General features: G+C 57.1%; 22 protein-coding genes. 9 read left to right on the top strand and 13 right to left on the bottom strand.

Annotation, left to right across the window (positions count from 1 at the left end; all coding sequences use genetic code 11):
• Window positions 1-101: 101 nt before the first annotated feature.
• On the top strand, window positions 102-2,135 hold the full coding sequence (metG, locus tag IM290_RS08610) for a methionine--tRNA ligase (RefSeq protein ID WP_126495655.1): 2,034 nt from the start codon (window positions 102-104) through the stop codon (window positions 2,133-2,135).
• Window positions 2,136-2,245: 110 nt separating this feature from the next.
• Here metG and IM290_RS08605 read toward each other — a convergent pair whose 3' ends face one another.
• From IM290_RS08605 to IM290_RS08595, 3 genes are read right to left on the bottom strand one after another with little or no spacing between them, the layout of a single operon-like run.
• Window positions 2,246-2,716: a DUF1456 family protein gene (locus IM290_RS08605; protein ID WP_193042283.1), complete on the bottom strand. Its 471-nt coding sequence runs from the start codon at window positions 2,714-2,716 to the stop codon at window positions 2,246-2,248.
• Between the two features lie 46 nt (window positions 2,717-2,762).
• The gene (gene btsR / locus IM290_RS08600) at window positions 2,763-3,482 is read right to left on the bottom strand and encodes a two-component system response regulator BtsR (protein ID WP_015572336.1); all 720 of its coding nucleotides are present in this window, start codon (window positions 3,480-3,482) and stop codon (window positions 2,763-2,765) included.
• Window positions 3,476-5,161: a sensor histidine kinase gene (locus IM290_RS08595; RefSeq protein WP_193042284.1), complete on the bottom strand. Its 1,686-nt coding sequence runs from the start codon at window positions 5,159-5,161 to the stop codon at window positions 3,476-3,478. The genes btsR and IM290_RS08595 overlap by 7 nt, the downstream gene beginning before the upstream one ends.
• A 218-nt stretch (window positions 5,162-5,379) precedes the next feature.
• Between IM290_RS08595 and mlrA the strand changes: the two genes are divergently transcribed.
• On the top strand, window positions 5,380-6,120 hold the full coding sequence (gene mlrA / locus IM290_RS08590; RefSeq protein ID WP_017693055.1) for an HTH-type transcriptional regulator MlrA: 741 nt from the start codon (window positions 5,380-5,382) through the stop codon (window positions 6,118-6,120).
• A 69-nt stretch (window positions 6,121-6,189) separates the two neighbouring features.
• Window positions 6,190-6,303 (top strand): protein YohO, encoded by a 114-nt coding sequence (locus tag IM290_RS08585; RefSeq protein WP_017383372.1) that lies wholly within the window; start codon window positions 6,190-6,192, stop codon window positions 6,301-6,303.
• Here the strand turns inward: IM290_RS08585 and IM290_RS08580 are convergent.
• From IM290_RS08580 to bglX, 5 genes are all read right to left on the bottom strand, one after another.
• Window positions 6,278-7,015, bottom strand: coding sequence for an ABC transporter permease (locus IM290_RS08580; RefSeq protein ID WP_193042285.1), 738 nt, complete (start codon window positions 7,013-7,015; stop codon window positions 6,278-6,280). The genes IM290_RS08585 and IM290_RS08580 overlap by 26 nt on opposite strands.
• Window positions 6,999-7,949: an ABC transporter ATP-binding protein gene (locus IM290_RS08575; protein WP_193042286.1), complete on the bottom strand. Its 951-nt coding sequence runs from the start codon at window positions 7,947-7,949 to the stop codon at window positions 6,999-7,001. Before IM290_RS08575 ends, IM290_RS08580 begins: the two co-directional genes overlap by 17 nt.
• The gene (locus IM290_RS08570; protein ID WP_193042287.1) at window positions 7,942-9,099 is read right to left on the bottom strand and encodes an ABC transporter permease; all 1,158 of its coding nucleotides are present in this window, start codon (window positions 9,097-9,099) and stop codon (window positions 7,942-7,944) included. The genes IM290_RS08575 and IM290_RS08570 overlap by 8 nt, the downstream gene beginning before the upstream one ends.
• Window positions 9,100-9,111: 12 nt before the next feature.
• Window positions 9,112-10,029, bottom strand: coding sequence for an ABC transporter substrate-binding protein (locus IM290_RS08565; protein ID WP_015572333.1), 918 nt, complete (start codon window positions 10,027-10,029; stop codon window positions 9,112-9,114).
• A 136-nt stretch (window positions 10,030-10,165) separates the two neighbouring features.
• Complete coding sequence (gene bglX, locus IM290_RS08560) at window positions 10,166-12,463, bottom strand: beta-glucosidase BglX (RefSeq protein WP_032654276.1); 2,298 nt, start codon at window positions 12,461-12,463, stop codon at window positions 10,166-10,168.
• 189 nt (window positions 12,464-12,652) lie between these two features.
• Here bglX and dld point away from each other — a divergent pair, with 189 nt between their 5' ends.
• Both dld and IM290_RS08550 read left to right on the top strand, forming a co-directional pair.
• The gene (dld, locus tag IM290_RS08555) at window positions 12,653-14,410 is read left to right on the top strand and encodes a D-lactate dehydrogenase (RefSeq protein WP_015572331.1); all 1,758 of its coding nucleotides are present in this window, start codon (window positions 12,653-12,655) and stop codon (window positions 14,408-14,410) included.
• Between the two features lie 102 nt (window positions 14,411-14,512).
• Window positions 14,513-15,067 (top strand): GNAT family N-acetyltransferase, encoded by a 555-nt coding sequence (locus IM290_RS08550; RefSeq protein ID WP_045910728.1) that lies wholly within the window; start codon window positions 14,513-14,515, stop codon window positions 15,065-15,067.
• Window positions 15,068-15,172: 105 nt separating this feature from the next.
• Here the strand turns inward: IM290_RS08550 and pbpG are convergent, their stop codons facing one another.
• Window positions 15,173-16,096, bottom strand: coding sequence for a D-alanyl-D-alanine endopeptidase (pbpG, locus tag IM290_RS08545; protein WP_023304111.1), 924 nt, complete (start codon window positions 16,094-16,096; stop codon window positions 15,173-15,175).
• Between the two features lie 167 nt (window positions 16,097-16,263).
• A complete protein-coding gene (locus IM290_RS08540; protein ID WP_003859296.1) occupies window positions 16,264-16,851 on the bottom strand; it encodes a Yip1 family protein in 588 nt (195 codons plus the stop codon).
• 157 nt (window positions 16,852-17,008) lie between these two features.
• Between IM290_RS08540 and IM290_RS08535 the strand changes: the two genes are divergently transcribed.
• On the top strand, window positions 17,009-17,581 hold the full coding sequence (locus IM290_RS08535) for a DedA family protein (RefSeq protein ID WP_193042288.1): 573 nt from the start codon (window positions 17,009-17,011) through the stop codon (window positions 17,579-17,581).
• A gap of 94 nt (window positions 17,582-17,675) precedes the next feature.
• Here IM290_RS08535 and IM290_RS08530 read toward each other — a convergent pair whose 3' ends face one another.
• From IM290_RS08530 to dusC, 3 genes are all read right to left on the bottom strand, one after another.
• Window positions 17,676-18,440 carry an SDR family oxidoreductase gene (locus tag IM290_RS08530; RefSeq protein WP_193042289.1) on the bottom strand — a complete coding sequence of 255 codons (765 nt, stop codon included), beginning with the start codon at window positions 18,438-18,440 and terminating at the stop codon, window positions 17,676-17,678.
• 50 nt (window positions 18,441-18,490) lie between these two features.
• Window positions 18,491-19,909 carry a multidrug resistance outer membrane protein MdtQ gene (gene mdtQ, locus IM290_RS08525; RefSeq protein WP_193042290.1) on the bottom strand — a complete coding sequence of 473 codons (1,419 nt, stop codon included), beginning with the start codon at window positions 19,907-19,909 and terminating at the stop codon, window positions 18,491-18,493.
• 331 nt (window positions 19,910-20,240) lie between these two features.
• Window positions 20,241-21,176 (bottom strand): tRNA dihydrouridine(16) synthase DusC, encoded by a 936-nt coding sequence (gene dusC, locus IM290_RS08520; protein WP_193042291.1) that lies wholly within the window; start codon window positions 21,174-21,176, stop codon window positions 20,241-20,243.
• 168 nt (window positions 21,177-21,344) lie between these two features.
• Here dusC and IM290_RS08515 point away from each other — a divergent pair, with 168 nt between their 5' ends.
• The 3 genes from IM290_RS08515 to cdd all read left to right on the top strand — a co-directional run bounded on the left by IM290_RS08515 (window position 21,345) and on the right by cdd (window position 23,445).
• A complete protein-coding gene (locus IM290_RS08515) occupies window positions 21,345-21,740 on the top strand; it encodes a CidA/LrgA family protein (RefSeq protein WP_003859308.1) in 396 nt (131 codons plus the stop codon).
• Window positions 21,737-22,432, top strand: coding sequence for a CidB/LrgB family autolysis modulator (locus IM290_RS08510; RefSeq protein ID WP_193042292.1), 696 nt, complete (start codon window positions 21,737-21,739; stop codon window positions 22,430-22,432). Before IM290_RS08515 ends, IM290_RS08510 begins: the two co-directional genes overlap by 4 nt.
• 128 nt (window positions 22,433-22,560) lie before the next feature.
• Entirely contained in the window at window positions 22,561-23,445 is an 885-nt protein-coding gene (gene cdd, locus IM290_RS08505; RefSeq protein WP_032103253.1) for a cytidine deaminase, read from the top strand.
• The last annotated feature ends 76 nt before the right edge of the window (window positions 23,446-23,521 follow it).

Raw genomic sequence — 23,521 nt, 5'->3', positions numbered from 1 at the left:
AAACAAGTTTACCTGAAAGGCCGCGGTTTGTGCTTACTTAATAATGCCCCTTTTGGTAATATCGAAAACCCTTTTCACAGTTAAAAGAAGTAATGCCTACTATGACTCAAGTCGCGAAAAAAATTCTGGTAACGTGCGCCCTGCCGTACGCCAACGGCTCAATCCACCTCGGCCACATGCTGGAGCATATCCAGGCTGATGTCTGGGTCCGTTACCAGCGAATGCGCGGCCACGAGGTGAACTTCATCTGTGCGGACGATGCCCACGGCACGCCGATCATGCTGAAAGCGCAGCAGCTGGGCATTTCCCCGGAACAGATGATCGCCGAAATGAGTCAGGAGCATCAGACCGATTTTGCTGGCTTTGACATCAGCTATGACAACTATCACTCCACGCACAGCGACGAAAACCGCGAGCTGTCAGAGCTGATCTACACCCGTCTGAAAGAGAACGGTTTCATTAAAAACCGCACCATCTCTCAGCTGTACGATCCGGAAAAAGGCATGTTCCTGCCGGACCGTTTCGTCAAAGGCACCTGTCCGAAATGTAAATCCCCGGACCAGTACGGCGATAACTGCGAAGTGTGCGGCGCAACCTACAGCCCGACCGAGCTTATCGAACCGAAGTCCGTGGTCTCCGGCGCGACGCCGGTGATGCGTGACTCCGAGCACTTCTTCTTCGACCTGCCGTCGTTCAGCGAAATGCTGAAGGCGTGGACCCGCAGCGGTGCGTTGCAGGAGCAGGTGGCGAACAAAATGCAGGAGTGGTTCGAATCCGGTCTGCAACAGTGGGATATCTCCCGCGATGCGCCATACTTTGGCTTCGAAATCCCGAACGCGCCGGGCAAATATTTCTACGTCTGGCTGGATGCGCCGATTGGCTACATGGGGTCGTTCAAGAATCTGTGTGACAAGCGCGGCGACACCGTAAGCTTCGACGAATACTGGAAGAAAGATTCCGATGCCGAGCTGTATCACTTCATCGGTAAAGACATCGTTTACTTCCATAGCCTGTTCTGGCCAGCAATGCTGGAAGGCAGCAACTTCCGCAAGCCGACCAACCTGTTCGTACATGGCTACGTAACGGTGAACGGCGCGAAGATGTCTAAATCTCGCGGGACTTTTATTAAGGCCAGCACCTGGCTGAACCACTTTGACGCGGACAGCCTGCGCTACTACTACACCGCGAAGCTCTCTTCCCGCATCGACGATATCGACCTGAATCTGGAAGATTTCGTGCAGCGCGTGAACGCGGACATCGTCAACAAGGTGGTGAACCTGGCGTCCCGTAACGCAGGTTTTATCGCCAAACGCTTTGACGGCGTGCTTTCTGCGGAACTGGCCGATCCTGAGCTGTATAAAACCTTCACCGACGCCGCCGCTGCGGTTGGAGAAGCCTGGGAAAGCCGTGAATTCGGTAAAGCCATTCGCGAAATCATGGCGCTGGCAGACGTGGCCAACCGCTATGTGGACGAGCAGGCGCCGTGGGTGGTAGCGAAACAGGAAGGCCGCGACGCCGACTTGCAGGCGATCTGCACCATGGGTCTGAACATGTTCCGCGTGCTGATGACCTGGCTGAAGCCGGTTCTGCCGCAGCTGGCAACCCGCGCGGAAGCATTCCTGAACACTGAACTGACCTGGGATGCCATCCAGCAGCCGCTGCTCGGCCACAAGGTGAACACCTTCAAGGCGCTGTATAACCGCATCGAGATGAAGCAGGTTGACGCGCTGGTGGAAGCATCCAAAGAAGAGGTGAAAGCGGCTGCCGCACCGGTGACCGGCCCGCTGGCGGACGATCCGATTCAGGAGACCATCACCTTTGATGATTTCGCCAAAGTCGACCTGCGCGTGGCGCTGATCGAAAACGCGGAGTTCGTGGAGGGTTCTGACAAACTGCTGCGTCTGACCCTGGATCTGGGCGGCGAGAAGCGTAACGTCTTCTCCGGCATCCGTTCTGCGTATCCCGATCCGCAGGTGCTGATTGGTCGTCAGACCGTGATGGTGGCAAACCTGGCGCCGCGCAAAATGCGCTTCGGCATCTCTGAGGGGATGGTGATGGCCGCAGGCCCGGGCGGGAAAGATATCTTCCTGTTAAGCCCTGACGAAGGCGCGAAGCCGGGTCAGCAGGTGAAATAACAAAAAAGCCGGAGAGTGTCTCCGGCTTTTTTTTGCCCGGCGGCGCTGCGCTTGCACGGGCCTACGGGTTTTGTAGGCCGGGTAAGGCGAAGCCGCCACCCGGCTAAAAATCACCCCTTCGGATGATGCACCCGGTGGGTCAGCCCGCGCAGGAAATTACGCAGGAACTGGTCGCCGCACTCGCGGTAATTTTTGTGGTCCGGCGCGCGCATCATGGCGGTCACTTCCGGCACGGATACGCGGTATTTTTGCTCCGTCATGATCGCCACAATATCGTCCGTTTTCAGCGAGAACGCGATGCGCAGCTTTTTCAGCACCGTATTGTTGTTCACCCGGCGCTCCAGCGCCAGCTCTGGCGCGGCCGGATCTTTGCCACGCTTGTCGTAAATCAGGCCGTTCAGGAAACCCGACAGAATGATGTCAGGGCAGCGAACAAAGCCCTCTTCGTCTTCTTTGGTCATCCAGGTGTCGAAACCGGCAGACGTGGATTCCATGTCGGAGAGCGCAAGAATGCGCACCATGTCATTATTGTTCGCTTTCAGGGTGTAGCGCAGGCTACGAAGAATATCGTTACTTAGCATAGAGCCTTCGAATGTCGATGATGCAATGGCGCGCAGTGTACCAGTTTTACAGCCCTATCGCCTCTTTCAAACTCTTCAGGTAGCGGCGGCTGACCGGGACGGTTTGCCCCGCGCGCAGCACCAGCTCGGCCTGGCCGTTATCTTCCAGACGGATCTCCTTCAGGTGCGCCATATTGACCAGATACTGACGATGACAGCGAATCAGCGGCGTGCGGCTCTCCAGCGTGCGCAGGGTCAGCTCGGTAAAGCCTTCGTTGCCTTCGGCGCTGGTGACGTATACCCCGCTCAGACGGCTGCTGACAAAGGCAACGTCGTCCATTTGCAGGAGGTAAATCCGGCTGTGCCCGGTACAGGGTATAAACTTCAGGGGCTGCTGATGCTCCGGCAGCAGCGTCACGTCCTGCACGGTACGCTCCTGATGCAGGCGGGTCAGGGTCTTTTCAAGCCGTTTCTCTTCAATCGGCTTCAGCAGATAATCAAACGCGTGCTCTTCAAACGCCTTTACCGCGTACTCATCAAAGGCCGTCAGAAAGACGATATAGGGACGGTGCTCCGGGTCGAGCATGCCGACCATCTCCAGCCCGCTGATGCGCGGCATCTGAATGTCGAGGAACAGCACGTCCGGGCGCAGTTTATGCACCGCACCGATGCCTTCAATCGCATTGGCACATTCCCCCACAACCTCGATATCACTCTGCTCCTGCAACAGGACACGCAGGTTTTCCCGTGCTAACGGCTCATCATCAACAATCAGCACTCTTAACATGCGTTCTCCTCCAGCGGCAATCGTAAGGTAATTCGGGTATAGCGGTCTGGCTCACAGGCGACGGTGATACCGCAGTCGTCACCAAAATGCGCGCGCAGGCGTTTATCCACCAGGCTCATGCCCAGACCACCTGACGCGGAAGCTTCATACAGCCCCGCGTTGTCTTCAATATCCAGCACCAGATGGTGGTTAAAACGGGAAGCGGAAATCATAATCTCTCCACTTCCCAGCAGCTGCGACGTCCCATGCTTAATGGCATTTTCTACAATCGGTTGCAGGGTAAAGGCCGGAAGATGCTGATACGCCAGCTCGTCCGGGACGGATAACGACACCTGTAAACGTGACTGGAAGCGCGCTTTTTCAATTTGCAGATAGGCGTTTACGTGCTCAATCTCGTCCGCGAGGGTGACGATCTCCGAAGGTCGCTTCAGATTTTTGCGGAAAAAGGTCGAGAGAAATTGCACCAGCTGCGCGGCCTGATCGCTGTCGCGGCGGATCACCGCCTTCAGCGTGTTGAGCGCGTTAAACAGAAAATGCGGATTAACCTGAGCGTGCAGGAGCTTAATTTCTGACTGCGTCAGCAGCGCTTTTTGCCGTTCATACTGCCCCGCCAGGATTTGCGCCGAAAGCAGCTGGGCGATCCCCTCCCCCAGCGTGCGGTTGATGGAGCTGAACAGGCGATTTTTGGCTTCGTAAAGCTTAATAGTGCCCATGACGCGCTGGTTTTCGCCCCGCAGGGGAATGACCAGTGTAGAGCCGAGTTTGCACTGCGGATGCAGGGAACAGCGGTACGGCACTTCATTTCCGTCGGCATACACCACTTCACCCGTTTCAATAGCGCGCAGGGTATAGGCCGAGGAGATCGGTTTGCCCGGCAGATGGTGGTCGTCGCCGGTGCCGGTAAACGCCAGCAGCTTTTCGCGATCGGTAATCGCCACGGCTCCGATATCCAGCTCTTTATACAGCACCTGCGCCACCTTCATGCTGTTCTCTTCGTTGAATCCCTGCCGCAGGATCCCTTCCGTCGACGCCGCAACTTTTAAGGCGGTGGCAGAAAATGCCGAGGTGTATTTTTCGAACATGGCGCGTTTGTCGAGCAGAATGCGCATAAACAGCGCCGCACCTACAGTATTGGTGACCATCATCGGTGCGGCAATGCTGCTGACCAGATGTAACGCATCGTCAAACGGGCGCGCGATCAGCAGGATGATCGCCATCTGCGCCATTTCCGCCACGAAGGTAATCGCCCCTGCGGTAAAGGGACTGAACACTTTATCCGGGCGACCGCGCTTAATCATATAGCTGTGGACGAGACCACCGAGCAGCCCTTCGACGATGGTGGAGATCATGCAGCTCAGCGCCGTCATACCGCCCATCGAATAGCGGTGCAGGCCGCCGGTTAACCCCACCAGACCGCCGACAACCGGGCCTCCGAGCAGCCCGCCCATTACCGCGCCGATGGCGCGCGTATTGGCGATGGAATCTTCGATATGGAGACCAAACCAGGTCCCCATAATGCAGAATATGGAAAATACGATGTAGCAGAGGAATTTGTGCGGCAGACGGACGGTGACCTGCATCAGCGGGATAAACAGGCGCGTTTTGCTCATCAACCAGGCGATGACAAGGAACACGCACATCTGCTGAAGCAACAGCAGCACCAGATTAAACTCGTACATACTCACAAACCGCACATTCTAAAAACGCGTAACATACACTGATAGCGGTTAACTTTCTTTGAAACGTGCCAAAAAAGCGATAAATCGTGTCCGCCATCACACCTTTTGCCGGAGATAACCTGTCTTTCGTATAATTTGTACAAAAAAGAATCAAATCTTCCTGGTTCCGCAAAGTGGGTCTACAGTTAAGCTGGGGACGCGCAAGCCTGGGGGCGAAAATGGCGCTTTACACAATAGGTGAAGTGGCACTCCTGTGTGATATCAATCCCGTTACGCTACGGGCGTGGCAGCGACGGTATGGATTGCTTAAGCCGCAAAGAACGGACGGCGGGCACCGCCTGTTTAACGATGCGGATATTGACCGGATCCGCGAGATCAAAAGCTGGATCGACAATGGCGTACAGGTCGGCAAGGTAAAATCGCTTCTGAGCCAGGACGATCCAGATACGCAACTTCTCTGGCGCGAGCAGCAGGAAACGCTGCTGAGGCTGTTGCAGAGTGGCAATTTGCAGCGTCTGCGCGGCTGGATCAAAGAACAGGGTCGAGACTACCCGGCGCAAACCCTGATTACCCATCTTTTTATTCCCCTACGGCGTCGGCTTCAGTGTCAGCAAACCACCTTACAGGCACTGCTTAGCATGCTTGATGGCGTGCTGATTAACTATATTTCCGTCTGTCTTGCCTCAGCGCGGAATAAAAACAGCAAAGATGCGCTGGTGATCGGCTGGAACGTACACGATACCACCCGGTTGTGGCTCGAAGCCTGGATTGCCACCCAGCAGGGCTGGCGCGTTGACGTGCTTGCCCACTCCCTGGCCCAGCTCAGACCGGAACTGTTTGAGGGACAGACGCTGCTGGTCTGGTGCGGCGAAGTCCCCTCCGCTTCCCAGCAGCAGCTCCTGACGGAATGGCGCGAACATGGTTATCCCGTTTACTCGCTGGGGCCAAATGCGTCGTAACGGCATTTAATGGTTCATTAACAGCTGCGCTTCACCGTATAATTGTTCCGTTAACAACAGGAGCACATGATGAAGGCAACGAAACTGGCCGTAATTACCCTCTTTGCACTGATGGCCATCAGCGGTATCGGTGGCGTTATGCTTGCAGGTTATTCATTTATTGTTCGCGGCGGTGTTGGCTGAGGTATCCGGCCAGGCGTTCAAACAGGCGATCCACCACAATCGCCGCCAGCGCAACCAGAACCGCCCCCTGAATAATGTAAGCCGTATTAAACCCGCTTAACCCGATAATGATCGGCGTTCCCAGCGTATTGGCTCCGACCGTCGAGGCGATGGTTGCCGTACCAATGTTGATAATCACGGACGTTCGCACGCCGGCGATAATCACCGGTGCGGCCAGCGGCAGTTCGACCTTCACCAGCCGCTGCCAGGCGCTCATCCCCATCCCTTCCGCTACGCTCAGCACCGATGCAGGCACCGCCGCAATCCCCGCCAGCGTCCCTTGCAGAATGGGCAACACGCCGTACAAAATCAGCGCAATGATGGCAGGCTCCTGCCCAAAACCGATCGCCGGCACGGCAATCGCCAGCACGGCCACCGGCGGGAAGGTCTGCCCCGTTGCGGCGATGGTCTCCACCAGCGGACGAAACTCCCTGCCCGCGGGTCTCGTCACCGCAATCCCGGCGCTTGTGCCCAGCACGATGGCAATCACGCTTGACACCGCCACCAGCCAGAAGTGCGCCAGGGTGAGATTAACAAAGCTCTCCTGCTGGTACACCGGGCGCGGCAGCCCGGGGATAAGCGCATTAAACAGCGCCGCGCTGTGCGGCATCAGGTAGAGTAAGGCGATAAACAGCCCTGTCAGCCAGAGTAACGGATCACGTACCCACTTCACGCGTCACCTCCCCCGCCAGCAGATCGCGAAAATGGATCGTCCCGCATGGCGTCCCCTGCCCGTCCGCAACGGGTAATACCTCGCACTGCCGGGCGACAAACGCCGACAGGGCATCGCGCAGGCTCATCCCATCGTGCAGCGGTTCACCACCGATTTGCGCATCGTGCGGACGCAGATAGTCCCTGACGGTGCGCAGCGAGAGCAGCCTGACGCCCAGCTCGCTGCGGCCAAAAAATTCACGCACAAAATCATTCGCCGGCGAGGTTAACAGCTCAAGCGGCGTACCCTGCTGGACGACTTCGCCGTGATCCATCAGTATCAGACGATCGGCCAGCCGCAGCGCTTCGTCGATATCATGCGTCACCAGCACGATGGTGCGCCCTAGAATACGGTGGATGCGACTCATCTCCGCCTGAAGTGCGCCGCGGGTGACCGGATCCAGCGCGCCGAAGGGCTCATCCATCAGCAGCACCTGCGGGTTAGCGGCCAGCGCGCGCGCCACCCCGACCCGCTGCTGCTGTCCGCCGGAAAGCTGGTGCGGATAGCGGTCGCGAAGCGACGCGTCCAGGCCCAGCAGCGCCATCAGCTCGTCGACACGCTCATTGATTTTCCCCCGGGACCATTTTTCCAGCTGTAGCACGGTGGCAATGTTCTGGGCCACCGTCCAGTGGGGAAACAGGCCGATGGACTGAATGGCGTAGCCCATACGCCGCCGCAGTTCCAGCACCGGCAGGCTGCGGATCTCCTCTCCGGCAAAGCGAATCGTCCCGCTGTCATGTTCCACCAGCCGGTTGATCATCTTCAGCGTCGTCGATTTTCCCGACCCCGACGTCCCGATCAATACCGAGAACGCCCCCTCGGCAAAATGCAGATTGATGTGGCTTGCCGCCGGACGGCCCGCAAAGGTTTTACTCACATCATGAAATTCAATCATTGGCTCTTCTCCTGAGCAGCGCGAGCCACAGGGCAAACAGGGCATCCAGTACGACCGCCAGCGCAATCGTGGGCACAACGCCCAGCAGCACCAGATCCAGCGCGCTGCTGAGCAGCCCCTGGAAGACCAGTGCCCCAAAGCCGCCCGCCCCGATCAGCGCGGCAATCACCGCCATCCCCATGGTTTGCACCGTCACCACCCGCAGGCTGCGAACCAGCAGCGGAAGCGCAAGCGGCAACTGTATTTTCCAGAAACACTGGCGCGCGCTCATCCCCATCGCATGGGCGCTTTCCAGCACGTCGGGCGGAACCTGGCTTAACCCCGCCACCACGCCGCGCACCAGCGGCAGCAGCGCATACAGCACAAGGGCGATAAGGGCAGGCGTCAGCCCGGTTCCGGCAATGCCTGCCGCGGCCAACGCAGGGAAGGATTTCACCAGACCGGCCAGGGGGGCAATCAGCAGGCCAAACAGGGCAACGGAGGGAATGGTCTGTATAACGTTGAGCACGGTAAAGACAGCACCCTGGCGGCTGGGATGCCGGTAGCACCCTATGCCCAGCGGCACGCCCAGCAGCAGCGCCGGGATCAGCGTCCCGAACAGGATCGTCAGATGTTGCGCCAGCGCGTTGTCAAACACCTCCTGGCGGTTGGCGTACTCTTTTAACAGCGAGAGTTGATTCAGATCGCCACTGAAGAGGATCAGCAGAGGGATAACCCAGAATTGCGCGTTCAGCAGCCAGCGCCAGACGGGTAGCGGCGTGAGACGGCGAATGGCATCGCTACAGACCAGCAGACAAAGTGCCAGCCACAGCCACAGCCCGCTGCCAATCGACGTGCGCGCCAGCGGGCTTTCAACCGAGGCCATCTGCGTTGCCGCCTGTCCCGCGCTCCAGAACAGCACGATAAACAGCGCTTCGCTGAGCAGAAGCGTCAGCCACAGCGCGGCTCGCCCCGGCCAGAAGGCTAAGGCAACAGTACTCGCCAGCGCCGCGCCCAGCAGTAGCGGCGTAAATGCCCAGATCTGCCAGAGCGCGCGCGGTTCGCCCGATACCAGACGGTTTGGCGCGACATTCACAAAAGGTAACGCGACCGCCGCGATGGCCACACAGGCCAACAGCAGCAGGACGCGGTTATGACATTTTATTGGCACAGCCTTGTCCCGTTACTTCACAAGCCCTTGTTGTTTCAGGAAGTCGGCAGCCACCTTTTTGGCATCCAGCCCCTCAACGGCAATGCTGGCATTCAGCTGTTGCAGCGTTTTCGCATCCAGTTTTTCAAACACCGGTTTGAGCCATTCCGCAATATCCGGGTAGGCTTTCAGCACCGCCTCGCGCACGACCGGGGTTGGGGCGTAAATTGGCTGAACGCCTTTCGGGTCGGTCAGGGTTTGCAGACCAAGCGCCGCGACCGGGCCGTCGGTGCCGTAGGCCATCGCCGCGTTGACGCCGGAGGTTTGCTGCGCCGCCGCCTTAATGGTCACCGCCGTGTCGCCGCCCGCCAGCGAGAGCAGCTGAGACTGATCGAGCTTGAAATCATAGGCTTTTTCAAACGCTGGCAGGGCATCAGCGCGCTCGATAAACTCTGCCGAGGCCGCGAGCTTAAACTCGCCCTTCTCTTTCAGGTAGCGGCTGAGATCGTCAAGCGAGGTGAGCTTGCCTTTCTCGGCAATATCTTTACGCACCGCGATGGTCCAGGTGTTGTTGGCCGGTGCCGGCGTAAGCCAGACCAGCTTATTTTTTTCCGCGTCCAGCTTTTTGACTTTTTCGTACCCGGCTTTGGCATTTTTCCAGGCCGGATCGTTTTCATCCTTGAAGAAGAATGCCCCGTTGCCGGTGTATTCCGGGTAGATATCCAGCTCGCCGGACGTGATGGCACCGCGCACGACAGGCGTGGTGCCAAGCTGTACTTTATTGACCGTTTTCACGCCGTGGCTTTCAAGTACCTGCAAAATGATATTGCCGAGCAACGCGCCCTCGGTATCAATTTTGGAACCCACCTTAACCGGCTCTGCGGCCTGTAGCGGCAGGCTTAGCGCCGCCAGAAGCACCGCCGATCCTGTTATCCCCTTAATAATCGTCATTCTGCTTTCCTCATTATTTTGTGGCCTTTTTCATAGGCTTGAGACAAAAGCGTAGCTTAAAACAGCGACTTTAACCGTTTTTAGTACAAGATGAGAGGAATCCCCCGCCAGGCGGGGGATGGGGAGGAAGGTGAGATTATTGCAGCTCGAATTCGGCTTTGTTCACGCGGGCGGAATCCACGCCGATGAAGACGTTGAATTTGCCAGGCTCGGCATCGTATTTCATCTGCTGATTCCAGAACTTCAGCGCATTCACGTCAATCGGGAAGCTGACCGTTCTGGTTTCGCCCGGTTTCAGGTTGACCTTCTCGAAGCCGCGCAGCTGTTTCACCGGACGGCTCATGGAGGCCGTGACATCCTGAATGTACATCTGGATCACCGTCGCGCCTTCGCGTTTGCCGCTGTTGGTCACCTCCACGCTGGCGGTCACTTTGCCGTCATGCTTCAGGGTCGGCGCCGACATTTTCACGTCAGACACCTTGAAGGTGGTGTAGCTCAGGCCATAGCCAAACGGATACAGCGGGCCGTTCGCCTCATCGAAATAACGAGACGTATACTTGTTCGGCTTGTCGGCGTTATACGGACGACCGGTGTTCAGGTGGCTGTAGTAAACCGGGATCTGCCCGACGGAGCGCGGGAAGGACATCGGCAGCTTGCCGGACGGGTTGTAATCGCCAAACAGCACGTCGGCAATGGCGTTACCGCCTTCGGTACCGGCGAACCAGGTTTCCAGAATGGCGTCAGCCTGCTGGTCTTCTTTCACCAGCGCCAGCGGACGCCCGTTCATCAGCACCAGCACCAGCGGCTTGCCGGTGGCTTTCAGGGCCGCGATCAGATCGCGCTGGCTTTGCGGGATGGTAATGTCGGTACGGCTGGAGGCTTCGTGCGCCATCCCCTGCGCTTCACCCACCACCGCGACCACCACGTCGGACTGCTTCGCGGCGTTCACCGCTTCGTCGATCATCTCTTTCGGCGTGCGCGGATCCACCTTCACCGCTTCCTCGTACTGGTTGAGGAAGGTCACGATGTCTTTATCGTTGGTGACGTTCGCGCCTTTGGCGTAAACCACTTTTGCATTATCACCCACGGCGCTCTTAATGCCGGTCAGCACGGTAACGGACTGATCCGCCACGCCTGCGGCGGACCAGCTGCCCATGACGTCACGCTTGCTGTCGGCCAGCGGACCGACCACGGCAATGGTGCCGGATTTTTTCAGCGGCAGCGTGTCGAGACGGTTTTTCAGCAGCACCAGGCTTTCGCGCGCTACTTCCCGGGCTTCTTTACGGTGCAGACGGCTTTCGGCGTTGGTGTCCGCCGGGTCTGAATCCTTCGGCCCCAGATGGCTGTAAGGATCGTTAAACAGCCCCATGTCATATTTCACGTTCAGCACGTGGCGAGCGGCGTCGTCCAGCTCTGCCATCGTCACTTTGCCGCTCTTCACCAGCCCCGGCAGGTATTTGCTGTAGTACTCGTCGCTCATGCTCATGTTGATGCCGGACTTGAGCGCCACGCGTACCGCGTCTTCCGGATCGGACGCCGTGCCGTGTTTAATCAGCTCTTTAATCGCGCCGTGGTCAGAGACGGTAATGCCCTTAAAGCCCCACTGGTCGCGCAACACGTCTTTCAGCAGCCACGAATCGGAGGTGGCAGGCGTGCCGTTGAGAGAGTTCAGCGCTACCATCACCGCCCCGCTGCCCGCGTCCAGCCCTGCCTTGTATGGCGGCATGTAGTCGTTAAACAGGCGCTGTGGGCTCATGTCGACGGTGTTGTACTCTTTACCGCCCTCCACCGCGCCATAGGCGGCGAAGTGCTTGACGCTGGTCATGACCGAGTAACGATCTGCCGGGCTTTTGCCCTGCATCGCTTCCACCATGGTTTTGCCCATCGTGGCGGTTAAATACGTGTCTTCACCGAAGCCCTCCGAAGCGCGGCCCCAGCGCGGATCGCGGGAGACGTCAACCATCGGCGCCCAGGTCATATTCAGGCCGTCGTCTGCGGCTTCATATGCCGAAACGCGCCCGACGGTTTTCACCGCATCAAGATTAAAAGAGGAGGCTAAGCCGAGGCTAATCGGGAAGACGGTACGCTGGCCGTGCACCACGTCATAAGCGAAGAACAGTGGAATTTTCAGGCGGCTCAGCTCCATCACCTGATCCTGCATCTTGCGGATATCCTGGCGGGTAACGGTGTTAAAAATGGCCCCTACCTGCCCGTCTTTGATCATCTCGCGAATGGCTTCCTTCGGGTTATCCGGACCGACGCTGATCAGGCGCAGCTGGCCGATTTTCTCATCGACCGTCATCTTTTTGAGTAAATCCGTGACAAAGGCGTCGCGGGCTTCGGGCGTGAGCGGGTGATTACCAAACAAATCCTCTGCCAGCGCAGGTTGCAGCGCCAGGCTGACGGCAACACCTACAGAACATAGCCATTTCATGTTGTTATTCTCTCTCATCAATAACCGCGGGAAGCACCCGGCCAGACCGTGCGAAAAGCGCAGTGTGCCATAAAGCCTGAAAACCTTGCAGGGTTATTCTCTGATTTTTCTCATGAATACCGGACCGCTCAACGGCTAATCGCGCTATGCTTTACAGCGAGAAATTTGCCCCACCACAAGGAGTGGAAGATGTCTTCTGTTCGAACTGACGATAACACTACATTTATTAACGAACTGTCTCGCCTGGTTGGTCACTCTCACCTGCTTACCGACCCGGCCAAAACCGCCCGCTATCGGAAGGGCTTTCGCTCCGGCCAGGGCGACGCGCTGGCGGTAGTCTTCCCCGGTACGTTGCTCGAACTGTGGCGCGTGCTCAGCGCCTGCGTTGCGGCAGACAAGATTATTTTAATGCAGGCTGCGAATACCGGCCTGACCGAAGGCTCCACGCCGAACGGCAACGATTACGATCGTGACATCGTGATTATCAGCACCCTGCGCCTCGACAAACTGCACCTGCTGGACAAGGGCGAACAGGTGCTCGCCTTCCCCGGCACCACGCTTTACTCGCTGGAAAAAGCGCTTAAGCCGCTGGGACGCGAACCGCACTCGGTGATCGGCTCATCGTGCATTGGCGCCTCGGTGATCGGCGGGATCTGCAATAACTCCGGCGGCTCGCTGGTGCAGCGCGGCCCGGCTTACACGGAAATGTCGCTGTTCGCCCGTATCGATGAAAACGGCAAGCTGACGCTGGTTAACCATCTGGGGATCGATCTGGGCGTAACGCCAGAGCAGATCCTCAGCAAACTCGACGATGACCGCGTAAAGGACGAAGACGTTCAGCACGATGGCCGTCACGCGCATGACCACGATTACATCACCCGCGTGCGCGATATCAATGCCGATACGCCGGCGCGCTATAACGCCGATCCGGATCGCCTGTTTGAATCCTCCGGCTGCGCGGGCAAGCTGGCCGTTTTTGCGGTGCGCCTCGATACCTTCCCGGCAGAGAAAAAGCAGCAGGTGTTTTACATCGGCACCAATCAGCCGGAGGTGCTGACGGAGATCCGTCGTCATATTCTGGCCGAGTTCACTCACCTGCCGGTGGCGGGCGAGTATATGCACCGGGACATTTACGACATCGCCGAGCGCTACGGGAAAGACACCTTCCTGATGATCGACAAACTCGGCACCGACAAAATGCCGTTCTTCTTCACTATGAAGGGCCGCACCGACGCGATGCTGGAGAAAGTATCGTTGTTCAAACCGCACTTCACCGACCGCTTTATGCAGAAGCTGGGTAACGTCTTCCCGGCGCATTTACCGGAGCGGATGAAGACCTGGCGCGACAAGTATGAGCACCATCTGCTGCTGAAAATGGCCGGGGACGGAATTGCCGAAGCGCAGAGCTGGCTCACCGAATTCTTCAAAACCGCCGACGGGGATTTCTTTGCCTGTACGCCGGAAGAAGGCAGCAAAGCCTTCCTGCACCGCTTCGCCGCGGCGGGTGCTGCCATCCGTTATCAGGCGGTGCATTCCGAAGAGGTGGAGGATATTCTGGCGCTGGATATCGCCCTGCGTCGCAACGATACCGAGTGGTTTGAACATCTGCCGCCGGAGATCGACAGCAAGCTGGTGCATAAGCTCTATTACGGCCACTTTATGTGCTATGTCTTCCATCAGGATTACATCGTCAAAAAAGGGGTTGATGCACACGCGCTGAAAGAACAGATGCTGGCGCTGCTGCACGAGCGTGGCGCGCAATATCCTGCCGAGCACAACGTAGGACACCTGTACAAAGCGCCGGAGACGCTTAAACAGTTTTATCGCAAAAATGACCCTACAAACAGTATGAACCCGGGCATTGGTAAGACAACGCGGAAGAAATACTGGAAAGAGAGTGCCGAAACAGAGGAACACAATACGCAAGCCTCTGATGAACTCTTATAGCCAAATTTAAGAGATTGTTAAGCCCTCCTCAAACGTACTAGAGTATCTGCCTGTTGCCAGAGAAACGTTTCTCTGGCTTTCCAAACAAGGAGCGGGCAGAACATGTCGGCTGTAGAAATTTTCCCCGAAACTGAAATCGAGGTGCGCGACGCCCTTCCTGACGATGCGCATGCCATCTCGGCGATATACGCCTGGCATGTGCTTCATGGCCGTGCGTCCTTCGAGGAAGTTCCTCCCACCGTCGATGAGATGCGTCAGCGGATGAAGAGCGTGACCGACAGCGGTTTAACGTGGCTGGTTGCGCTGTATCGCGGCATTGTTGTCGGCTACTGCTACGCCACGTTTTATCGTCCACGCCAGGCCTACCGGTACACCCTTGAGGAATCCATCTATGTGGATGCCAGCACTACCGGGCGCGGGTTTGGCTCGGCCTTACTCCAGGCACTGATCGCCCGTTGTGAACAAGGACCCTGGCGGCAGATGATTGCCGTGGTTGGTGACGGAAACAATAATGCGGGATCGTTACGGCTGCATAAAAAACATGGTTTCGAGGTTGTCGGTCAACTGCGCAGCGTGGGGTATAAGAAGGGCGACTGGCGGGATACGTTGATCATGCAGCGTCCACTCAACGATGGTGACTGGACGCTGCCGGAGTAGGCGCTTTCGCCCGGTGGCGCTTCGCTTACCGGGCCTACGTATCGGGGCCGCTTTAGGGCCGTAGGCCGGGTAAGGCGAAGCCGCCACCCGGCACAGACAGGCGGCTCAGTCGTTCTGCGCCGTCGCCATCTGTTCCGCTTTCTGCTTTTTATACGCCAGCGCTGAAGCCGGCACCGGCTGCACTTTCCCGGTTTCAATCCAGGTGCGCAGGCGGCTGGCGTCCGCAAAGTGGGTATATTTGCCGAAGGCATCCATCACCACCAGCGCCACTGGCTTACCGTTAAACACGGTGCGCATCACCAGGCAGTGCCCTGCCGCATTAGTGAATCCGGTCTTGGTTAACTGAATATTCCAGTTATCGCGATACACCAGATGGTTAGTGTTGCGGAACGGCAGCGTATACGCCGGGTTCGAGAATGTCGCCATCTCCTCACGCGTGGTACTGAGCTGACCGATCAGCGGGTATTGCTTACTGGCGATCAGCAGCTTGGTTAAATCACGCGCCGTCGAGACGTTATGGATCGACAGACCGGTTGGCTCTACGAAATGGGTATTTTTCATCCCCAGCGCTTTGGCTTTGGCGTTCATCGCGCGGATAAACGCGTCGTAACCACCAGGATAATGGTGGGCAAGGCTTGCCGCCGCGCGGTTCTCAGAGGACATCAGCGCCAGCAGCAGCATATTTTTACGGCTGATTTCACTGTTCAGACGCACGCGAGAGTAGATCCCTTTCATCTCTGGCGTGTGGCTGATATCCACCTTCAGCTTTTCGTCCAGCGGCAGTCGTGCATCAAGCACCACCATCGCGGTCATGACTTTGGTTATGGAAGCGATCGGGCGCACCAGATCCGGATGACTGGCGTAGATCACCTTGTTGGTATTCAGGTCAACGATCATCGCGCTGCCGGACGCAATCTGGGGTTGCGCAGCAGTGGTGGCGACTGCGGTCGTTTTGGCGATGGCTGGCGCGGTAGCGGAGACGCCCAGCAGCAGCGCAAGACTAAGGAGTGACACTCGAAATTTCAGCATGATGAGACTTCTGATAATGATTCACGCACGTTATGACGTACACCGCCTGCGTCAACGGATAAACGCAGGCTGGCATCGGCATCATAGCGGTCACCGTGCGTTGTCGCCAGCGGAGAATCGTGAACAGATGCTGCATTGCTGGCATTTACGCCAGCAATGCAGTGAGCTTAAAAGAGACGGTATCCATAACCCCACAGAATAACCGTCAGGGCCAGTAGCGCCTCAAGGACCAGTACGCCGATGGCAAGCGTGGAGCTGGAGAAGCTCAGGCCCTCTTCTTTATTGATATTGAGGAAGGTTGGCACCCCTACATACAGCAGATAACCGGTGTAAAAGAGGGCAACCGTACCGATCAGCGCGCACAGCCAGACCAGTGGATAGAGCGCGACAATACCGCTTAAAAACAGCGGGGTCGCGACGTATCCGGCGAAGACCATACAGTGTGCCAGCGACGGGCGCTGCGGATAGTTGCGCGCCATCCAGTGGATGACCCGCCCCATAACCGCCACCCCGGCCAGCATCAGGCCATAAAACAGAATGGCCAGGTACAGTCCGGTAAACCAGGAAAGCTGAACCACGGTGCCGTCACCAAAGTTCCAGCCTATCTGCGTAGTACCAATAAACGCGCAGACCACCGGCACCGCTGCCATCAGCAGGACATGGTGGGTATAGTGATGCGCGACCGTTTCGTTCTCGTTACGGATCACCTGCATTTCACGATCGGGATGGGAGAAAAGTCCCCAGACATGGTTCATAACGCCCCCTTGTTGTCGGCCCGTCAGCGATAGCTTAAGTATAATGCAGGCTTTAGATTATTTTATGTACAGTGGGAAATTTCCGTTGATTGCCGCGCGGTTGATGGATGGGGTATATGATTAACGCAGGCACAGTAAGGGAGATGACGTTTACGTAATGGATATCAACGGTCTTATTGAACAATATGGATACGCCGCGCTGGTGATCGGCAGCGTCGCGGAAGGCGAAACCATCACGCTGCTGGGCGGGGTGGCCGCACATCAGGGATTGCTGAAATTCTCGCTGGTGGTCGCCGCCGTCGCGTTGGGCGGTATGATTGGCGATCAGCTGCTCTACTTTCTGGGGCTGCGCTTTGGCCCGACCCTTTTGCAACGTTTTACTAAGCATCAAAAGAAAATTCGCCGTGCTCAGCGGCTTATCCAGCGACGTCCCTGGCTGTTTGTGATTGGCACCCGCTTTATGTACGGCTTTCGCATCATTGGGCCAATACTGATTGGCGCGAGCCGCTTACCGCCGAAAATCTTCCTGCCGCTGAACATTCTCGGGGCGATTGCCTGGGCGCTGATTTTCACCACGCTTGGCTACGTGGGTGGCGAAGTAATAGGTCCGTGGCTGCATAATCTCGATCAGCATCTAAAACACTGGGCCTGGTTGATCCTGGTTGTTGCGGTGGTGATTGTGGTACGGCTGTGGATGCGGCACAGAGAGAAGAGGCGGGATCAGGAGTGAGTGCGGCCTGATGCCCTCACCCCGGCCCTCTCCCACAGGGAGAGGGGGTTTTTAGTTCCCTCTCCCTGTGGGAGAGGGTTAGGGTGAGGGGAACCTATCCCTCCGGCTTAAACTGCGGATTCGCCAGCATAAAACCGCCGTCGACGATAAACGACTGCCCGGTGGTGTAGCTGGCGTCGCTGTCACACAGCCACGCCACCAGGCTGGCAATTTCTTTGGTATGCCCTGGCCGTGCCAGCGGGATTTCCGGCATTGCGCCTTCTTTCACTTCGCTGTCGTCCATATCATTCATCGGCGTGGCGATTGCTCCGGGCGCAACGGCGTTCACCAGAATCTTATGTTTAACCAGCTCCAGCGCCATCGACTTTGTTAACCCGCCCAGCGCATGTTTGGCCGCCGTATAGGCGCTGGCGTCCGGCAATGGCGTATGTTCATGCACCGAGGTGATGTTCACGATCCGCCCCCCTTCCCCCTGCTTCACCATCTGACGCGCTGCTATTTGCGAGCAGAGAAATGCGCCGTCCACGTCAACGGTGAATATGTGCCGCCAGTCGTCAAACGACAGGTCCAGAAAAGACGCTTTGTTCATCGCCCCGGCATTATTAACCAGCACATCCAGCCGCCCGAAACGCGTAATCAGGGTTTCAATGGCCTTTGCACCTTCCGGCAAATTGCTTAAGTCGAGATGGATGGCCTCGGCACGCTGCCCACGCGCTTCAATTTCACGGCAGGTTGCCAGCGCCCCTTTCTCATCTGAATGCCAGGTTACTCCGACATCAAACCCGCGTTCGGCCAGCATCAGGGCCGTCGTTTTGCCAATTCCGGAATCCGATGCGGTAACAATTGCGACTCGCGTCATATCCACCTCCTGAAAATCTGCAAAGAGGTAAGTATAGATAATGCGCAATGTTAGCCGTGATGATATCCGCCACCGAGCGCGGAAGTGAGCTGGAGCGTGGCATCCACGCATTGACCTTTCAGCATCAACCCGGCAATACGCTCTTTGAGCGCCGGAATTTTTGCTTCACTCACCCGGGATCCGGCAATGATCCCGGCGCTGAAGCGCGCCTGTGCCAGCGCAACGACGCGCGCCGCATCTTTTTCGATCTGCTGCTGGTGCTGATTTTTGGCGGTCAGCGTTTCCACTTCGCTGGCCGTCCGGGCAACCTGGTTTACGGCATCCACTACGGCCTTGTTGTAGTTCGCCACGGAGAGGTTGTTTTGCGCCTGGGCGATATCCAGGTTCGCATTCAACCGACCGCTGTCAAAAATTGGCAGCGTCAGCCCCGCGGTTACGCCTATTTGCTGCGCAGATGAGCGGAACAGGTCACTCAGGTGCAATGCATCCTGCTGCAAGAATGCCATCAAATTGATGTCAGGGGAGAACGCGGCTCTGGCGGCATCCACTTCGCTCATGGATGCTTCGATATACCAGTGCGCCTCCTGCAAATCCGGGCGCCGAGCCAGCAGTTCATAACCGAGCGTTGATGGCAACGACGCCTCTGCGTCAGGTAAGGCATGCCGGGCGAGCGTGACTGAAGGGGTATGGGTCAACGCATTCAGACGCGCCTCAATGACCTTCATTTTGCCGTGCACGTCAGCGAGCTGTTCATCGGTTTTGCTGGCATTAATATCCGTTTCAACGCCTTCCACCGAGGAGGTAATGCCGTGCTGATAAAGCTCACGATCGGCACCGATGATATTTTCCTGCTCCCGTTTGATTTGCGCGAGTACGTCACCCACCGCGGCCTCGGTCTGCCAGTCCCAGTACAGCCGCGCGACGCTGCTGGCGAGCAGCTGGCGGGTCTGCTCCAGCTCCGCTTTTTGCGCATTCACCTGACCGATGCGGGCCTCAATTTGGGCGCGGTTTTTACCCCATAAATCCAGATCCCAACCCGCCGTCAGACCAAAGGTGCCGTTGGTGTACCAGGGGCCGGTTGTTCCCGCCGCCGGGTCGGTCAGCGCAAATGGCCCCATCAGCCCCTCTGCCGACATTTTTTGCCGTTCAACATCTGCGGAAAAATCCAGCTGTGGACCCTCAGCAGCGACAGCGGCTTTCGCCTGTGCTTCCGCCAGGGTAATACGCTGACGGGCAATTTGCATATCCGGCGCATCAGCCAGCGCTTTGTCGATCAGCGCGTTGAGCTGGGGGTCGTTAAAGTCTTTCCACCATTTGCTTTTTGGCCAGTCGGCATGACGCAGTTGGGTATTTACAGCGGCGGCGGCGGCTTGCGTTTTTACTGGAGACACCGTGGCATGTTCCGGCGCGCAGGCGGCCAGCATAAAAACAAGAGGAGCACTCAGAGATAAAGTAAGAGAACGTTTCATTACGCCATGAACTCAAAAAAATAAAGGCGCAACTTACGCTTACTGACGTTCCGTTTTTTAGTAACGCGTGGCAATCCGCATATTGTTATACATTTTCATATCCGGAAATTTATTCCCCAAGTCAATGATTTAATTTCATGCATTCATGCTAATTATGAATTGGCTGCTACACTTACTTCGACAGACATACGCAGGAGAGGCGAATGAAAATATTATTGTGGGTTATTTTGATTATATTTCTGATAGGGCTGCTGGTGGTAACCGGCGTATTCAAGATGATTTTCTGATTCTGTTGCCCGGCTCCGCGCCGGGCAAACTCTTCACACTTCGCTCAGGATTTTGACTGGATCACCCGGGCAATATCCGCAGACGTCTGTAGGGTACGGATCTCATGAAATAATCCCAGCGCGTCGTCGTACTCTTTACGCAAATAACTCAGCCACTGTTTAATGCGCGCGACGTGATACAAGCCGGTATCGCCCTGCTTTTCCAGCCGCGTGTATTTTTGCAGTAGTTTCACCACATCCGCCCACGGCATCCGCGGCTCATTATATTTCACCACCCGGCTGAGGTTCGGCACGTTCAGCGCACCGCGGCCAATCATCACGGCATTACAGCCGGTCTCTTTGAGGCAGGCCTGCGCGCTCTCGTAATCCCAGATTTCGCCGTTGGCAATCACCGGGATCGTAAGCCGTTTGCGGATCTCGCCAATCGCCTGCCAGTTAATACGCTCGGCTTTATAACCATCCTCTTTGGTTCGCCCGTGCACCACCAGCTCGGTGGCGCCCGCCTGCTGCACCGCGTCAGCAATTTCAAACTGCTTATCGCCGCTGTCCCATCCCAGACGCACTTTGACCGTCACCGGCAGATGCGATGGAACCGCCTCACGCATGGCCTTTGCGCCGCGATAAATCAGCTCCGGATCTTTAAGTAGCGTCGCCCCCCCGCCGCTGCCGTTGACCAGCTTTGACGGACAGCCGCAGTTAAGATCGACGCCGTACGAACCAAGCGCTACCGCGCGGGCGGCGTTTTCAGCCAGCCACTCGGGATACTGGCCGAGCAGCTGGACACGCACCAGCGTACCGGACGGGGTACGGCTCTGACGATGCAGTTCCGGGCAGAGACGATAAAATGATTTTTCTGGCAGCAACATATCGACCACGCGCAGGAACTCCGTCACGCAGAGATCGTAATCGTTCACCTCGGTAAGCAGCTCGCGCACGAGAGAGTCGAGCACACCTTCCATCGGGGCCAGTAAAACACGCATTCTGAGTACCTGTGAAAAAAGACGCGCTATAGTAGCTGCTCTCTATGTATGTTGAAAGCCCGGCGTTCCATTGCGGAATATCTGGTATGCCCAAAATTCATGATGTGATCCGTGGCACATTTTCAGGTTTAATTGTATGATGAATACGTCTCAGCAAGGACTTTCACCATGAGCAAATCACTGAATACTATCTGGCAATACCTTCGCGCCTTCGTCCTCATTTATGCCTGCCTGTACGCCGGCATTTTTATCGCTTCGCTGCTGCCGATTACGATACCCGGCAGCATTATCGGCATGCTGATCCTGTTTGTGCTACTGGCATTACAGGTGCTGCCCGCGAAATGGGTTAATCCGGGGTGCTTCGTTCTCATTCGCTATATGGCCCTGCTTTTTGTGCCTATCGGCGTTGGGGTGATGCAGTATTACGATGTGCTTAAAGCGCAGTTCGGCCCGATTGTGGTCTCCTGCGCCATCAGTACGCTGGTGGTATTCCTGGTCGTCAGCTGGAGTTCACACATTGTGCATGGCGAACGCAAGGTCGTCGGGGAGAAAACAAAAAAATGATGGCTAATATCTGGTGGTCCCTGCCGTTAACCCTGGCGGTGTTCTTTGCTGCGCGTAAGCTTGCGGTGCGTTTCAAAATGCCGTTGCTCAACCCGCTGCTGGTCGCCATGGTGGTGATTATTCCTTTTCTGCTGCTCACCGGCATTCCTTATGAGCGTTACTTCGCCGGGAGCAAGATCCTCAACGATTTGTTGCAGCCTGCCGTGGTGGCGCTGGCGTTTCCTTTATATGAGCAACTGCATCAGATCCGCGCGCGCTGGAAATCCATCATTACCATCTGCTTTGTGGGTAGCCTTGTTGCGATGATCACCGGTACCTCGGTGGCCTTATTGATGGGCGCGTCGCCGCAGATCGCCGCCTCTATCCTGCCTAAATCCGTCACCACGCCGATTGCCATGGCCGTAGGCGGCAGCATCGGGGGCATTCCGGCCATCAGCGCCGTGTGCGTGATTTTTGTCGGTATCCTGGGCGCGGTGTTTGGTCATACGCTGCTGAATATCATGAAAATTCGGACCAAAGCGGCACGCGGTCTGGCAATGGGTACCGCCTCGCACGCGCTGGGCACCGCACGCTGCGCGGAACTGGATTATCAGGAAGGGGCATTCAGCTCGCTGGCGCTGGTGATCTGCGGGATTATCACTTCCCTGGTCGCGCCGTTTATCTTCCCGGTTATTCTGGCAGTATTGGGCTAAAATTTGCGATGCGTCGCGCAAATTTCATTTTCATTTCATAAGTTGCACACATAATGAGATTTGGATCACATATGAAGGCCGTGCGGCTCCGTACACTACCGATCCATTAACCTTGATGAGGCAACGTCATGCATCCACGTTTTCAAGCTGCTTTCTCTCAGCTTGCAGAGAATTTGCAATCAGCCCTGGCTCCGGTTCTGGCGGATGCGCATTTCCCCGCCCTGCTGACGGCAGATCAGGTCACGACGCTTAAACAGGCAACGGGGCTGGACGAAGACGCGCTGGCTTTCGCCCTGCTTCCCCTGGCGGCTGCCTGCGCCCGCGCTGACCTCTCCCATTTTAACGTAGGTGCAATTGCGCGCGGCGTGAGCGGGACCTGGTACTTCGGCGGAAATATGGAGTTTCTTGGTGCGACCATGCAGCAAACCGTCCACGCGGAGCAGAGCGCCATCAGTCACGCCTGGCTGCGCGGCGAAAAAGCCCTGCGCGCCATCACCGTCAACTATACCCCTTGCGGCCACTGCCGCCAGTTTATGAATGAGCTGAACAGCGGTCTTGAACTGCGTATCAACCTGCCAGGACGCGCACCGCATACGCTGGGTGATTACCTGCCGGATGCTTTCGGCCCGAAAGATCTTGAGATCAAAACCCTGCTGATGGACGAGCAGGACCACGGTTATGCGCTCTCGGGAGATGAGCTGAGCGAAGCGGCCATTGCCGCCGCCAATAAAAGCCACACGCCATACAGCAAATCTCCAAGCGGCGTCGCCCTTCAGTGCCGCGACGGCCGCATCTTCACCGGCAGCTATGCAGAGAACGCCGCATTTAACCCGACGCTGCCTCCGCTCCAGGGTGCCCTGAACCTGCTTAGCCTGAACGGGTATGACTACCCGGATATTCAGCGCGCAATCCTGGCTGAAAAGGCCGATGCGCCGCTGATCCAGTGGGACGCGACCGCAGCCACGCTGAAAGCGCTGGGCTGTTCAACCATCGACCGCGTGCTGCTGGCATAATCTGTTCGGCGGGCAGAGTTGCCCGCCAGTCTGACGAAAAACCCCTCAGTTGAATCGCTGTTTCTTGCGCTAACCA

This window comes from Enterobacter cloacae complex sp. S1 (assembly GCF_014930525.1).
GTDB lineage: Bacteria > Pseudomonadota > Gammaproteobacteria > Enterobacterales > Enterobacteriaceae > Enterobacter > Enterobacter hormaechei_C.
Note: the sequence above shows the minus strand (reverse complement) of the source record. Positions and strands in the feature narration are given on the sequence as shown.